Genomic DNA, 13781 nt, shown 5'->3' with positions numbered 1-13781 from the left:
CGCCGTGGACCTGACCATCCTGTACCGCGGCCCGCTCGCCTCCTGCGACTACGACTGCCCGTACTGCCCCTTCGCCAAGCGTCGCGACACCGCCGCCCAACTGCGCGCCGACCGCGCGGCCCTCGACCGCTTCACCGCATGGGCGGCGGCGCAGCGCGACGACCGGCTCTCGATCCTCTTCACCCCCTGGGGCGAGGGCCTGGTCCGGTCCTGGTACCGCCGCGCCCTCGTGGACCTCTCGCACCAGCCGCACGTCGAACGCGTCGTCATCCAGACCAACCTCAGCTGCCGGACGGACTGGCTCGCCGAGGCGGACCCGGCCACCGTGGCCCTCTGGTGCACGTACCACCCAGGCCAGACGCCCTACGCACGCTTCCTGTCGAAGGTCGGGGAGCTGCACGAACGGGGCATCCGCCACAGCGTCGGCATCGTCGGCCTGCCCGAAAACCTGCCCCACGCGCGCCGGCTGCGCGCGGATCTGCCCGACCACGTCTACCTCTGGGCCAATGCCGCCGAGGGCCACACGTACACCGATGCCGAGGCGGACGACTGGACCGCCCTGGACCCGCTCTTCCCGTACAGCCGCCACCCCCACCGCTCGGCCGGGCTGCCGTGCCGCACGGGGGAGTCGGTCATTTCGGTGGACGGCGACGGCACGGTCCGCCGCTGCCACTTCGTCCGAACCGATCTCGGCAATCTCTACGACGGCTCATACCGGGCCGCCCTGAGCCCCCGGCCCTGCCCCCTGGCCGTCTGCGACTGTCACATCGGCTACGTCCATCTGGAGTCCCTCCCGCTCTACGACGTCTTCGCGGGCGGCGTCCTCGAACGCATTCCCGAGACCCGGGCGGCACCTGCGAGGCGGTAGGCGCGGCGACCCGCCGAACGGTTCACCGGTGTCCCGCGGGCAGCTCGGTGATGGCGTCGTCGCGTTCTGCCGCGCGTGCGCTCGTTACTCGCGTCCGGCAGAAGACACACTGGACCCATGAGCGAGCACCGCTTCACCCTCGACGACTCCAGCGCCCACGTCGCCCCGGACGTTGTACGCAGACCTCACTACCCGCACCACCTCCGGTACGAGAAGCCGGCGGGGGCGGCCCGGACCAGCCCCGCGGGGCAAACCCTGCGCGCTCTGTGCGACCTCACGGTGGTCACCTGCGCCTGCGGCCTCACGACGTCGGCGCTCCCGGACGCCGACGCGCGGCTCGTCTACGAGCAGCACCGCAACGTGATCCGCGACGAAATGGGCTGAGCACCAGCTCGGCGACCACGAACGGCGCCGGGCCGGCCGGCCCCGGTACCGGTGACCTCGTCCACTGCCGAAAGCAGCCCCCTGTGGCCCCGGACCCAGCAGCCCGGGGCCACACCGTTGAGCGCGCCGGTGTGGTGCGCGCTCCGATGGCGATGTCTAGTCCTGCCAGTAGAACAACAGCGTGTGGACGTCCAACGGCTCGCGGCTGCCGAAGTAGTACACCCCGAGGCCGGTGACCCGGACCGAGCCGACGGCAGGGTCGATCCAGCGGAAGCCGGCCGTTTCAAGGGCGCGGCGGACAGCCGGATCGTCGTCGTGATCGGCGGCGAAGCGGCCGAGAGTGCTGATGTGCACCTCGCGGTCGCCCGCGCCGTAGCCGATCACGTCGTAGGTACCGTCCCCCTGGCTGTTGGCCTCTCCGCAGGAGACCGGAGCCTTCGGCGCGAGTCCCGCGGCGGTGAGCGCGGCCGTGGCCCGGAGCAGCCGCTCGGCGGCATCGGAACCGGACGGCCGTTCGGTGCACAGGGCCTCGATCCGCCACCGCGGATCGCTCCGCTCCTCGCACCACTGCCCGTACTCGTGAACGATCGCCGCGCGCAGCTCCTCGTCCAGGCCGGCCACCTCGACGCGGGGCCGCCCCAGCGCCTCGTACACCCTGCGGGTCTCGGCGGTGTCGTCGGTCAGACGGTGCAGTGCGTACAGGGCCCACAGCTTCGCCTCCTGCGTCGGCGCCTCGTCCAGGTAGCCGCGCAGCCGTTCGGGGTCGGTCAGGAACGCCTGGGCGCGGTACGCGACGGCCCGGTCGGGGTCGGCGAGCGCGCCGGTCACGTCCTCACCGGCGCGCTGCCGCAGACGGACGCCGATGGAGCGGTCCTCGGGCCGGGCCCCGCCGAGTTCGGCCAGGACCTCCTCGACCCCGTACCGCGCGGCCAGTTCGTCCAGTCCCGCCTCGCCGATCTCCCGCCGGTGACGCCACGGACTGAAGGCGAGCGTCGCCAGGGCACCCGCCGCCGTGCGGTCTCCGAGCGCGGCACGGGTCTTCAGTACCGCCTCGGGCACGCGGTACGAGCTGTCCTGGATCCGGTCCTCGTGCCGTAGCCAGGGGAGCAGTTCCGGCCGGTCCGCGAGGAGGTCCAGCAAGGCGATGCGCACCTCGGCCACGTCGCCGGTGTCCTGGACGCACCCGATCAGTTCGGCCACGCGCCGCTCGGGGACCCGTCCGGCCAGCGCCTGCGCGCAGGCCCTGCGGCGCCACCACGGCTGAGCCGTATCGACCGCGCACCGTGCCAGGGAGTCCGCGTCGTACCCGCGCAGTCCCGCGGTGTCGGTCCGCCCGGCTTCGGGGCTCAGCGTCTCGATCGTCTGGGGCATCCCGGGATGCTACTCGGCGCAGCCGGGCGACCTCCTCTCCTTATTCGAACGGAGGTGGGAGACCGACCGGTTGGGGGGCTGAGCACGTGGTTCCCGCCTGCACGGTCCTTCTCACGGGTAGGCTGTCGGTGCAGCTGGTTCGCCCCGTCCGCCAGGCGGGATGCGTCGTAAGAGGGAACCCGGTGGGAATCCGGGACTGCCCCGCAGCGGTGAGTGGGAACGAGCGCCGTCATGAGCACTGGGACCGGAACCGGTCCTGGGAAGCGACGGTCAGTAGGTGCCGACCGGGAAACCGGAAGGTGTGCCCGCGAGTCCGAAGACCTGCCACTGCCCGCATGCCGAAGTGTCATGCGGGGTCCCGAAGAACATGCTCCGGGGCCTTTCTGCCGCGACTCGCGAAGGAGAGTTGACGTGGCCGACCCGACCGTCATCACCGCAGGGTGCGTTTCCAGGAGTCCGGGTGAGTCCCGGGTGACGCTCGCCCACATCACGAGTGAGCACGACACCGACCTGTACGGCGCCGTCCACGGCGGCGCGGAGACGACCTTCGTCGCGACAGACGCCGCGGGCAGAGCGCGTCCCGTCCCGGCCCGCGACATCCCCGGGCCGAACCCCTCGTAGGCGACGGGCCGTTACACCGGCCCGTGAGACGCCCTGCCCTCCCAGGGCATCGGGTCGTGCGGGGACGTCGCCTTGCCCCCCGTCGTGGCACGAAGCACCGTGCTCGACCCTGCGCGCCCCATGTGCGCCCGCATGCGCCCTCGCCATGCCGCCCCGCAGCGAGCTGCACCGGGCCGGCCGGCTTCCCCTGGGCACCATCCGAATCCATCTGCGGTGAGAGGACCACCCATGCCCCGCAACCACCCGAAATCCGTGCTGTCCGCACTGACTGTGTCCCTGCTGATATCCGGCTGCGGAGGTACGGCCACGCCCGCCGCCACCCCGTCGTCGGGTGCGATCTCGCAGGGCTTTCCCGTCACCGTCGCCAACTGCGGGGTGGAGACCACCTATCAGCGTCCGCCGCAGCGCGCCGTTTCGCTCAACCAGCACGCGACCGAGGTCATGCTGTCGCTCGGCCTGGAGAAGTCGATGGCGGGCACGGGCTATCTCGACGACAGGATCCTCCCCGAGTACCAGGCCGCCTACGACAGCGTGAAGGTGCTGTCGAAGGAATACCCGTCCTTCGAGGCGCTGTTGGAGGCCGAGCCCGACTTCGTCTACGGCGGCTGGTCCTCCACCTTCGACGAGAAGGAGGGCCGCAGCCGGGCCGCCTTCACCAAGGCGGGGATCAACACCCACCTCAACACCGAGGAGTGCCCCACCGGCCCGGTGAACGTCGCCTCCATGGACGAGGAGATCCGCACGGTCGCCAAGATCTTCGGCGTACCCACACGGGCCGAGGAGCAGTTGGGGAAACTGCACGCCACCCTCGACAAGGTCGAGACCCGGCTCACCGGCGTCACCCCGGTCAAGCTCTTCGTGTACGACAGCGGGGACACAACGGCGTTCACCGCGGGCGGCAAGGGCATCGGCAACGAGATGATCCGGCGGGCCGGCGGGGTGAACCTCTTCGCCGACCTCGACAAGGCCTTCGGCGACGTCTCGTTCGAGCAGGTGGCGCAGCGCTCCCCCGAGGCCGTCGTCATCTACGACTACGGGGACCAGTCCGTCGAGGACAAGAAGAAGTTCCTGCTCACCCACCCGGCGCTGAAGGACGTGCCCGCGATCAAGAACCAGCGGTTCGCGGTCCTGCCGCTGTCCTCCACGGTGCTCGGCGTCCGGATGCCGTCGGCCGTCGAGTCGCTGGCGAAGCAGCTTCACCCGGGCCGCGTCCAGTGACCGGGGTGAAGGTCCCGGCGGCCGAAGGGGCCGGCCTTCGCGAGGAGGGCCGGCCCGGTCCCGCGCGGCGCCCCGGGATCCCCTACAGCCTGGTCCTGGCCTTCCTGGCTGTCCTGGCGGCCTGCGCCGCCACGGCCGCGGTCGCGGCGGGCTCGGTCAGCGTCCCGGCCGAGCAGGTGTGGAGCATCCTCCTGCACCGCCTTCACCCGGCCCTCGCAGACCCGACGTGGACCCCGGTGCGCGAGACGATCGTCGTCGACGTACGCCTGCCCCGGGTCCTGCTGGCCGGCGTGGTCGGTGCGGGCCTGGCGGTGGCCGGAATGGCGCTCCAGGCCCTGGTCCGCAATCCGCTGGCCGATCCCATGTTGCTGGGCGTGTCCTCGGGCGCCTCGGTCGGCGCCGTACTCGTCCTGGTCCTGAACCTGACCGTGTTCGGGCTGTTCACCCTGCCGGTGGCCGCCTTCTGCGGCGCCCTGGCCGCCTTGGTCGCCGTCTACTTCCTCGCCCGCTCCGGCGGCAGGATGACGACGGTACGGCTGGTCCTGGCGGGTGTGGCCACGGCCGAGGTGCTGTCGGCGCTGGCCGGCTTCCTGATCGTGACCTCGAACGATCCGCACAAGACGCAGTCCGCGCTGCGCTGGATGCTCGGCGGGCTGGCCGGGACCACCTGGACCACGGTGTGGATCCCCGTCGGTGCGGTCCTGCTCGGGACGGCCGTCCTCCTCGGCGTCTGCCGTCCGCTCAATCTCCTGCTCGCCGGGGAGGAAGCCGCCGCGGCCCTCGGCCTGGACGTCCACCGCTTCCGCGGCGCCCTGTTCACCCTGGTCGCCCTGATGATCGGCACCATCGTCGCGGTCAGCGGGCAGATCGGTTTCGTCGGACTGATCATGCCGCACGTGGTGCGCCTGCTCGTGGGCGCCGACCACCGGCGCGCGCTGCCCGCCGCAGCCCTTCTGGGGGCGGCCTTCCTGATCTCCGCCGACCTCGCCGCGCGCACGCTCATGAGCCCCGAGGAGATACCCGTCGGCCTCCTCACCGCCCTCGTCGGCGGACCCTTCTTCCTCTGGCTGATGCGACGGAAGGCGACCCGGTGACGAACCGACCGATCTCCGCACCCGGTGCACTCGCCGCCGAGGGCGTCAGCGTCGTGGTGAACGGCAAGTCCCTGGTCCACCAGGCGTCGCTGCACGTGGCGCCCGGCGAGGTGGTGGGCCTGGTCGGCCCCAACGGCGCCGGCAAATCCACCCTGCTGCGCACCTTCTACCGGGCTCTGCGCCCCACCACGGGCCGCGTCCTGCTCGACGGTGAGGACGTCTGGCGGATGCCGGGCAGGCGACTCGCCCAGCGGCTGGCGGCCGTACTGCAGGAAACCTCCGGGGACTTCGAGCTGAGCGTGTACGACGTGGTCGCCATGGGCCGCACCCCGCACAAGCGGGCCTTCGCGGGCGACGACGCGGACGACCGCGCCATCATCACGCGGTCCTTGGCCCGGCTTCACGTCGACGGCCTCGCCCATGCCCCGTTCGACCGCCTCTCGGGCGGCGAGAAGCAGCGGGTACTGATCGCCCGCGCCCTCGCGCAGCGCACCGGGACCATGGTGCTGGACGAGCCGACCAACCACCTGGACCTGCGCCACCAGCTCGACGCCCTCCGGCTCGTGCGCAGGCTCGGCGTCACCGCTGTCGTCGCGCTCCACGACCTGAACCTCGCCGCGGCCTTCTGCGACCGGATCTGTGTCATGGCCGGTGGCCGCGTCGTGGCCACCGGACGGCCCGAGGAGGTCCTCACGGCCCCGCTCCTGTCCGACGTGTACGAGGTCGAGGCCGAGGTCATCGAGCATCCTCGCACCGGGGTGCCCTTCGTCAGCGTCCTGTCCGGCTGCGAACGGCCGGCCGCCGAAGGCCTGGAGGGAGGAGACACAGCCGTTCGCCAGGGCTGAGGGATCAGGCGGCGGAGCCGGCGCCGCACGGTCGGACGGCTCTGAACGGCCGGCCCAGGCGGCCCGCATCGGCCGGGGCCGAGGTGCTGCCTCCTCGGCGTCGCCTCTGGGAGGCTGGCGGACATGACGGCACACACGGCCCTCGCGTTCGAGGTGATCTCCCGACCCGAGGGCGTCACCCCTGAGCTCAGACGGCAGCTCATCGCCTGCTGGGAGACGGTGGCCAACACCGGTGGCGCGGTCATCGCCGCCGGATTCCCGCTGCCGCCGGTGAGCGCACGCGACGTCGGCCCCGTCGTGGACGAACTCGTCCACGGTCTCGATCCCCGGCGCAGCAGACTGCTCGTCGCCCTCGTCGGGGGTGCGCTCGCCGGCTGGCTGATCGTCCGGCGCGATCTCCATCCGCTCGTGGCGCATTGCGGCGTCGTCAACCACGTCCAGACCCACCCGCGGTTCCGCGGTCGCGGGATCGGCGCCGCACTGATGGGCCGGGTACGTGACGTGGCCCGGGACGAGATGGGCTTGGAGAGGCTGACACTGGCCGCACGAGCGGGACTCGGGCTCGAGGACTTCTACGGCAAGGCCGGCTGGGTGGAGATCGGCCGCCTGCCCGGCGCGTTGCGGATCGCCCCTGGTGAGGACCGGGACGAAATCCTCATGAGTCTCACCCTCTGACCGTCCCGATCCAGCCGTCCGGCGACGTGTTGCGGTCCCTCCTCCGCCGGGCGGGGCGCAAAGTGCCCGGCGGGAGTTACGGTCGTATGGCCGTTTGCCGAAACCGGTACGTATGCCTCGTCGGGGAGGAACAGCTGGGATGAGCAACGCACCGCTGTACCTGGAACCGCGTCTGGAACAACGCCTGGCGGCCCTGCTCGGGTCGGCGTCGTTCCTCCACATGCTCGTGGCCGCACTGGGATCGCCCCTCAACATCGTGCTGCCGGAACAGATCGCGGAGAACGCGGAGCGCTTCCGCTCCGTCTTGCGCCGGCACCAGCTCGCCGGCCGGGTCTTCTTCGCGCACAAGGCGAACCGCTCCAGCGCCCTGGTGCGGCGGCTCGCGCCGACCGCCGCCGCCCTGGACGCCGCGTCCGTCGGCGAGTTGCAGCATGCCCTCGGGTCCGGATTCACGGGTGACAGGATCATGGCGACCGGGCCGAAGGACCCCGAGTTCCTCTGGCTCGCCGCTCACGCCGGGGTCACGGTCAACGCCGACGGGGCCACGGAGCTGGAGGAGGCGGCACGCCTCGTACGCGCGTACGAACTGCCCCGGTTGCGGGTGGTGCTGCGGCTGTCGGGTTTCGAGACCTCCGGCGCCCGGATGCTCTCGCGCCGCAGCCGCTTCGGCACCGCGTTCGCATCCCTCGACGGCCTTCTCGACACGCTGGAACGCCACCAGGACGCACTGGAGCCGATCGGCGTCGGCTACCACCTCGACACCACGAGCCTGGACGAGAAGACGACGGCGCTGGAAGGGTGCCTGCGGGCGGTGGAGGACTTGCGCTTACGTGGCTTCCAGCCGCGCGCCATCGATGTGGGCGGCGGCTTCGGCATCAACTACCTGGCGCGCGCCGACCAGTGGGACCGCTACACCACGGAACTCACCCACGCGGTCATGGGCAGGCGCCCGGCCATGACCTGGGGCGGCCACGGCTACGGGTTGCGCGCGGAGAACGGCACTCTCAAGGGATCGCTGAGCCTCTACCCGGCACACCGCCCGGTCGCCGGCGCCGCGTATCTGGACGAGCTGCTCGGTCGGCCCGCACCCGGCCTCGGGCGCCCGCTGGGCACCCTGTTGCTGGAGAACCTCACCGATCTGTACGCCGAACCGGGCCGGGCCCTGGCGGACCAGTGCGGCCTGTCTCTCGGCAAGGTGCTGGAGGTACGGTCCACGGAGTCCGGCGAGCCCCTGGTGCGCCTCGCGATGAACGCGGGAGACGTGGGCCTGGAGGACCACGGAGTGCTCATGGACCCCGTGCTCCTCCCCCGTGACGGCGCGACGACCGGGGCCGACGGGCCCGTGGGCGTCCACCTCATGGGCAACCTCTGTCTGGAGGCGGACCTCATCACCCGCAGAACCGTCTTCCTGCCACGGCTGCCGCAGCCGGGTGACCTCCTCGCCTTCGTCAACACGGCCGGCTACTGCATGGACTTCACCGCCACGCACGCGCAACAGCAGCCCCTCGCGCGGAAAGTCGCCGTCCGCGAGGAAGGGGGTTCCTGGCACTGGTGCCTTGACGAGCAGTACTGGCCGGTCGGACACATGGGGGGACAGCAGGCATGAGGTACGACAGCATCACGGAGGCCATCGGGAACACCCCGCTGGTCCTGATCGACCCGGCCGTACACGGCCTGCGCAACATCGATCTCTACGCGAAGCTGGAGATGCTCAACCCCTTCGGTTCACTGAAGGACCGGGCCGCCTGGAACATGGTCCGCGACGGCCTGCCCGGCGCCGAGGAGCGCGGCGAGACGATCGTGGAGCTGTCCAGCGGGAACACCGCCAAGGCCCTGGCCCTCATCGCGGGCATGCACGGGCTGTCGTTCAAGAGTGTCACCAATCGCATGCGCATACCGGAGGTCAGGGACCTGCTCCTGCTGCTGGGCGCCGAAATCGAGGAGCTGCCCGGCCAGACCGAGTGCCTCGACCCGACCAATCCCGACGACCCGCTGACCCTCTTCCACCAGCGGCTGAGCCGCCCCGACGGTGCCCACTTCCACACGGACCAGTACTTCAACGCCCGTAACACGCAGGCGCACGCCTCGGGCACCGGCCCGGAGATCATCGCGGATCTGGACGACCGGGCGCCCGACTGGTTCATCGCCTGTGTGGGCACCGCGGGATCGTCCTCGGGGGTGGCCAGGGCCCTGCGGGCGCGGGACCCCGGGGTGAGCGTCGTCGGCCTGGTCGGGCAGAAGTCGGACTTCATCCCCGGCATCCGCAACGCCGACGAGGTGCAGCAGGTCGGTCTCTTCGACCCGGCCACGTACGACGCGATCGAGCCGGTGAGTGCCGACGAGGCCATCGACGGGATGCTGACGCTGGTCCGCCGCTGCGGGATGCTCGCGGGGCCGACGGGCGGGGCCGCGTACCACGGCGCCGTACGGCATCTGCGCCCGCTCGACGCGGCGTTGCCGGCCCGAAGGACGGCCGTCTTCATCGTCTGCGACCGGGCGGAACCCTACCTCGGCTATCTGCGGCAACGCCGGCCGGAGCTGTTCGGCCGGCCTCCGTCGAGGAACTCGGTGGCGTCCCTGAGCGGCGCCGAGGTGCGCGGCGCATCGGTCATCGACGCTCACGACGCGCAGAAGTGGATCGAGGCACAGCGCCCGCTGGTGATCGACCTGCGCGGCCCGTTCGCCTACGCGGCCCTCCACATCGACGGCTCGGTCAACATCGTGGACGAGATTTTCGACGAACTCCTGCGTGGGGGACTGCCCTTCAGCAAGAGCCGGCCGGTTCTGCTGGCCTGTCCGGTCGGTGAGAAGTCCGCCCGGTACGCGGCACTCCTGACGCGGATGGGCCATCCGGACGTACGGAGCCTGGCCGGCGGGATCATCGCCTGGCGGGACGCGGGCGCACCTCTGGTGCGTGAGTGAGATGACCGACCCTCTCGACGACATCTCCGAGCTCGCCGCCTGGCAGCTTCCGCTGCGCGCCCAGTTCCCGATCATCGCCGCGCATCCGGAACTGGCCTACCTGGACAGCGCGGCCACGGCCCAGAAGCCGCAGGCCGTGCTGGACGCGGTGCAGGACTACCTCGTCACCTCCAACGCCAACGCGGGCCGGGGCTCGTACCCCTGGGCCAACACCACGACCGCTCTGGTGGAACGCACCCGCGATCAGGTCAAGGAATTCCTGGGTGATCCGGATCCCGGGCGGTCGACGGTGCACTTCACCAGCGGCGCCACCGAAGGGTTGCGCACGGTGGCACGGGACTGGCTGGCCGGCCTGCTCGGCGACGGTGACGAGATCGTCGTCCCGTTCGCCGACCATCAGGCGAACCTGTCCCCGTGGCTGGAGGTGCGGGAACTCCTGGCGCGCCAAGGGGTCCGGATCGTCGTCCGGGAGCTGCCCCGTCAGGCGGGTTCCGGTGACTACGATCCCGCGGCCCTGGCCGGGATCGTCGGTCCCCGTACCCGGTTCGTGGCCGCCACCCACGTGCACCACGTGTACGGCGTCGACCTGAACGTGGACCGCGTACGGCGGGTGGTCGGGCCGGAGGTGCCCATCTGCCTCGACGCCGCGCAGAGCGTCGGCCACCTTCCGTTCTCCGTGGCCGACCTCGACGTGGACTTCGTGGTCTTCTCCGGCCACAAGGCGCTGGCCCTGCCGGGCACCGGCGCGGTGTGGGCCCGCGGCCGGCGAGGGCCGGAGTTCCGCCCCGGCGGCTGGTCGGGCACACCGAACACGGTCGGCGTCGCCAGCCTGGCGGCGGCGCTCGACTGGCTGGACGCCGCCGGCGTCGACCGGATCGAACGCTGGACGGTGGCGCTCACGGCCCGGCTGACCGATGGACTGAGCAGGATGGGCGCCTACGAGGTCCTGGGCTGCCGATCGAGCCTTGCGGCCGGATCGCAGGTTCAGCGGCGCCGGAGCCTCGTGACGTTCCGGCATCGCGGGGTCAACGCGCACGACCTCGGCTTCATCCTCTACAGCCATGGCTTGATGGTGCGGTCCGACGGCCACTGTCAGGCGGGCGCGGGCGAGAAGGAGGGCTCGGTGCGGGTGAGCCTCCACGTGCACAACACACCTGAGGAGATCGAAGGGCTGCTCTCCACCCTCGCCAGTCTGCAATGATTTCCATTAACGGAATGAGTCGTGGCGACGGAGGCAACTCGATCCACCATGAGCATGAGCACGGCGACGGCCACCCGCTGGGTGGAGCGCTGGGAACGCCAGCAGCAGCGGTACGCGGTCGACCGCGAGGAGAGGTTCGAGGTCATCACCGACCTGGTCGAGCACGTGACACACGGCCGGCACGCACCACTGGTGCTCGACCTGGGAAGCGGACCGGGCTGCCTGGCGGCACGGATCGCGGACCGCATTCCGGCCGCCGAAGTCCTGGCGATCGACGCGGATCCGCTGCTCCTGGAGCTGGGCAGCGCCCACTACGGCGCCGCCCTGCGCTACGTGGAGGCGGTGATCGGCGAGCCCGGCTGGCTCGACGCGCTCGCGCTGGACCGGCCCGTGGACGCGGCGGTGTCGACCACGGCCTTGCACTACCTGGGGACGGAGACCCTGCGGCGGGTCTACCGGGAACTGGCCGGCCGCCTGCGCCCCGGCGGCATCCTCATCAACGGGGACCACATCAGCCCGGACTCCACGAAGGTCTCCGAACTCGCCCTGGACATCGGGCGCCGCCACGCCGAGCGCAATGCGCTCTCCTCTCGCGAGGACTGGGAGTCCTGGTGGTCGAGCGCGGCTGCCGACCCTGAGCTCGCCCCCCTCCTCGCGGGGCGCGGTCACGACGGGCGGCCGCCCTGCGAGGGGAACGACCTGACCCTCTCCGGCCATGTCGCCCTGCTGCGTGACGCGGGATTCGAGCACGTGGGAGCCGTCTGGCAGGTGGGCCCCAGCCACGTCCTGGCCGCCGTCCGCTGAACACCGGACACGACGTCGGGGCCGTCGGCCGCAGTACGATCCTGCGGCCGACGGGCGCCCTTCCCGTATCCGTCCGTCCTGGTTACGCGGTCCCCGTCATGCGGGCGAACACGACCACGTTGCTGTCGTAGTAGTTCTTCTTCGGGTCGAATTCGCCGCCGCAGGTGACCAGGCGAAGGCCCGCGTGATCGAGATTCTTGTAGACCTCGAGCGTGGGGAACTCGGCCTTCGGGTATTCGGCGACCCGGTTCACCGTGAACGTGACCGTCTTGTTGTCCCGCCGGGTCACCTTGATGGTGTCACCGGCCTTCATCGTCTTCAGCTTCTCGAACACGGCCGCCGCGCCGTTCCACGTGACATGGCCTGCGATCACCGCCGGCCCCTGGGAGCCGGGGGTGGGCCCCGGCTCGTACCAGCCCGCGAGACCGGGGTTCTTCGGAGTCTCCATCGTTCCGTCCTGGTTCAGCCGCAGCGTCTCCAGGGTGCTGGAAACGCCGAGGGACGGAATCGTGATCTTCTGGGGCTCCGAACGGGCGAGGGCGGCCTCGGCCGGGCCCGTACCGCTCTGGGCCCCGCCCTCGGACGATGTGCCGTTGCCGCCGGCGGGGGCCTTGCCGGCAGGAGTGCCTGCGACGCCGCCGCCGGCCGGTGTCCCGCTCTGCGGGGCTTGCCCCTGCGGGGCGGGCGGCGGCGCCCCCTTGTCCTGGCCGGCGCACCCCGCGAGGAGCAACGCGGCCAAGACGGCGGCGGCCAGGGGACCCGTGCTCCGACGGCGGCGAGGCCACCCCGCGGACACCGTAGGTGCGGAGACCGGCGTGCACTTCACGCGCCGCCCCCGGGGGTCTCCGTACGGCCGGGGACCACAACGGCCCGCCTCCGCGCTGCGGCGATCACGCCCGCCATCGCCGCGTACACGACGACTGCCGCACCGGCCGTCGTCGCGATCGGCAGCGCCGCGCTCTGCGGGGAACCGCCGCCGGTCTCGATGCCGCCGACCGGAACGGACCCCACGGCCGCGCCCTTGACCTCTCCGCAGTTGGTCGGCGCCGTGGCCTCCTGGGGCAGCTTCGGATCGAGCTCGCTCTTGCCGGCGCCGTCGAAGTCGTACTTGCCGTTGTCGTTGCGGTCGATGCCGTGCTGTACGACGTGCAGGTCCTTGATGTGGTCGACCACGTCCTGACCGACGGCGATCGTCCGCTCGTAGGAGATCTTGCCCTGCTTGTCGGCGACGGGCATGCGGTCCACGGCGAGGCCGCTGGCCGCCTTCGTGTCCCCGGACGTGGTGAGCGAGATGTTGATGTCGCCGTAGTCGACGGTGGCCTCGGTGTTGTTGAGAATCCCGTCGCGGTTGGTGTCGTCGCTGGCATCCGGGCAGTGGAAGTCGTGACCCTTGGTGGAGCCGTGCAGATGCTGAGCCGACGGCTGTCCGGGCACCATGCCCTCGGACTCTATTTGCACGGTCAGCTGGTTGCCCTTGAGATTGAGCATGACGGTGCCTCGGGAACCGGATTCGTTCAGCTGCGCCAGGTCGATCTGGTACGCCTTCCCACCCTCGGCGAGAGCTGGACCTGAAAGGCCCAGCGTCAGGAACACGGCGGCGGGCACGGTGGCTAGTACCACGAGACGGCGACCAGCGCGCTTGACTATCACATTCACTCCTGTTCCATGGATTCCCGGGGAGGGAATCGCAGATCGTACGGGGGTGGAATGATTCCCGGAGAGGGATCTCGCTGTTTCTTCGAGGCATCGACGCCATGGGATTGGTGCTCGTTCGAAGC

General features: G+C 71.1%; 14 protein-coding genes and 1 riboswitch. Of the genes, 11 read left to right on the top strand and 3 right to left on the bottom strand.

Going from position 1 to position 13781, the window contains the following annotated elements; all coding sequences use genetic code 11:
- The first annotated feature begins 4 nt into the window (after positions 1-4).
- Together ACWGIF_RS13115 and ACWGIF_RS13110 are read left to right on the top strand one after the other, a co-directional pair.
- Positions 5-868, top strand: a complete 864-nt coding sequence (locus tag ACWGIF_RS13115) for an STM4011 family radical SAM protein (RefSeq protein WP_453495439.1) — start codon at positions 5-7, stop codon at positions 866-868.
- 117 nt (positions 869-985) lie between these two features.
- Complete coding sequence (locus ACWGIF_RS13110) at positions 986-1252, top strand: hypothetical protein (protein WP_453495436.1); 267 nt, start codon at positions 986-988, stop codon at positions 1250-1252.
- 156 nt (positions 1253-1408) lie between these two features.
- Here the strand turns inward: ACWGIF_RS13110 and ACWGIF_RS13105 are convergent, their stop codons facing one another.
- Positions 1409-2623, bottom strand: a complete 1215-nt coding sequence (locus ACWGIF_RS13105; protein WP_453495434.1) for a hypothetical protein — start codon at positions 2621-2623, stop codon at positions 1409-1411.
- A gap of 117 nt (positions 2624-2740) precedes the next feature.
- Positions 2741-2966: riboswitch (cobalamin riboswitch) on the top strand.
- Between the two features lie 68 nt (positions 2967-3034).
- On the opposite strand from ACWGIF_RS13105, the gene ACWGIF_RS13100 reads away from it, so the two are divergent.
- From ACWGIF_RS13100 to ACWGIF_RS13060, 9 genes are all read left to right on the top strand, one after another.
- The gene (locus tag ACWGIF_RS13100) at positions 3035-3244 is read left to right on the top strand and encodes a hypothetical protein (RefSeq protein ID WP_453495431.1); all 210 of its coding nucleotides are present in this window, start codon (positions 3035-3037) and stop codon (positions 3242-3244) included.
- A 228-nt stretch (positions 3245-3472) separates the two neighbouring features.
- Complete coding sequence (locus tag ACWGIF_RS13095) at positions 3473-4462, top strand: ABC transporter substrate-binding protein (protein WP_453495428.1); 990 nt, start codon at positions 3473-3475, stop codon at positions 4460-4462.
- 5 nt (positions 4463-4467) lie between these two features.
- Entirely contained in the window at positions 4468-5556 is a 1089-nt protein-coding gene (locus ACWGIF_RS13090) for a FecCD family ABC transporter permease (protein WP_453495425.1), read from the top strand.
- A complete protein-coding gene (locus ACWGIF_RS13085) occupies positions 5526-6401 on the top strand; it encodes an ABC transporter ATP-binding protein (protein WP_453495556.1) in 876 nt (291 codons plus the stop codon). Before ACWGIF_RS13090 ends, ACWGIF_RS13085 begins: the two co-directional genes overlap by 31 nt.
- 123 nt (positions 6402-6524) lie before the next feature.
- Positions 6525-7076, top strand: coding sequence for an N-acetyltransferase family protein (locus tag ACWGIF_RS13080; RefSeq protein WP_453495422.1), 552 nt, complete (start codon positions 6525-6527; stop codon positions 7074-7076).
- A 139-nt stretch (positions 7077-7215) separates the two neighbouring features.
- Entirely contained in the window at positions 7216-8682 is a 1467-nt protein-coding gene (locus tag ACWGIF_RS13075; protein ID WP_453495419.1) for a Y4yA family PLP-dependent enzyme, read from the top strand.
- The gene (locus ACWGIF_RS13070; RefSeq protein WP_453495416.1) at positions 8679-9998 is read left to right on the top strand and encodes a pyridoxal-phosphate dependent enzyme; all 1320 of its coding nucleotides are present in this window, start codon (positions 8679-8681) and stop codon (positions 9996-9998) included. Before ACWGIF_RS13075 ends, ACWGIF_RS13070 begins: the two co-directional genes overlap by 4 nt.
- A gap of 1 nt (position 9999) precedes the next feature.
- On the top strand, positions 10000-11199 hold the full coding sequence (locus ACWGIF_RS13065) for an aminotransferase class V-fold PLP-dependent enzyme (protein WP_453495553.1): 1200 nt from the start codon (positions 10000-10002) through the stop codon (positions 11197-11199).
- A gap of 48 nt (positions 11200-11247) precedes the next feature.
- Entirely contained in the window at positions 11248-12003 is a 756-nt protein-coding gene (locus tag ACWGIF_RS13060) for a class I SAM-dependent methyltransferase (RefSeq protein ID WP_453495413.1), read from the top strand.
- A gap of 82 nt (positions 12004-12085) precedes the next feature.
- Here the strand turns inward: ACWGIF_RS13060 and ACWGIF_RS13055 are convergent, their stop codons facing one another.
- The gene (locus ACWGIF_RS13055; RefSeq protein ID WP_453495410.1) at positions 12086-12742 is read right to left on the bottom strand and encodes a class F sortase; all 657 of its coding nucleotides are present in this window, start codon (positions 12740-12742) and stop codon (positions 12086-12088) included.
- A gap of 83 nt (positions 12743-12825) precedes the next feature.
- The gene (locus ACWGIF_RS13050; protein ID WP_453495550.1) at positions 12826-13650 is read right to left on the bottom strand and encodes a hypothetical protein; all 825 of its coding nucleotides are present in this window, start codon (positions 13648-13650) and stop codon (positions 12826-12828) included.
- Positions 13651-13781: the final 131 nt, after the last annotated feature.

The sequence above is a fragment of the Streptomyces sp. NPDC054849 genome (assembly GCF_053610945.1).
The sequence above is the reverse complement of the archived record's forward strand: the minus strand, read 5'-3'. Positions and strand labels throughout refer to the sequence as shown.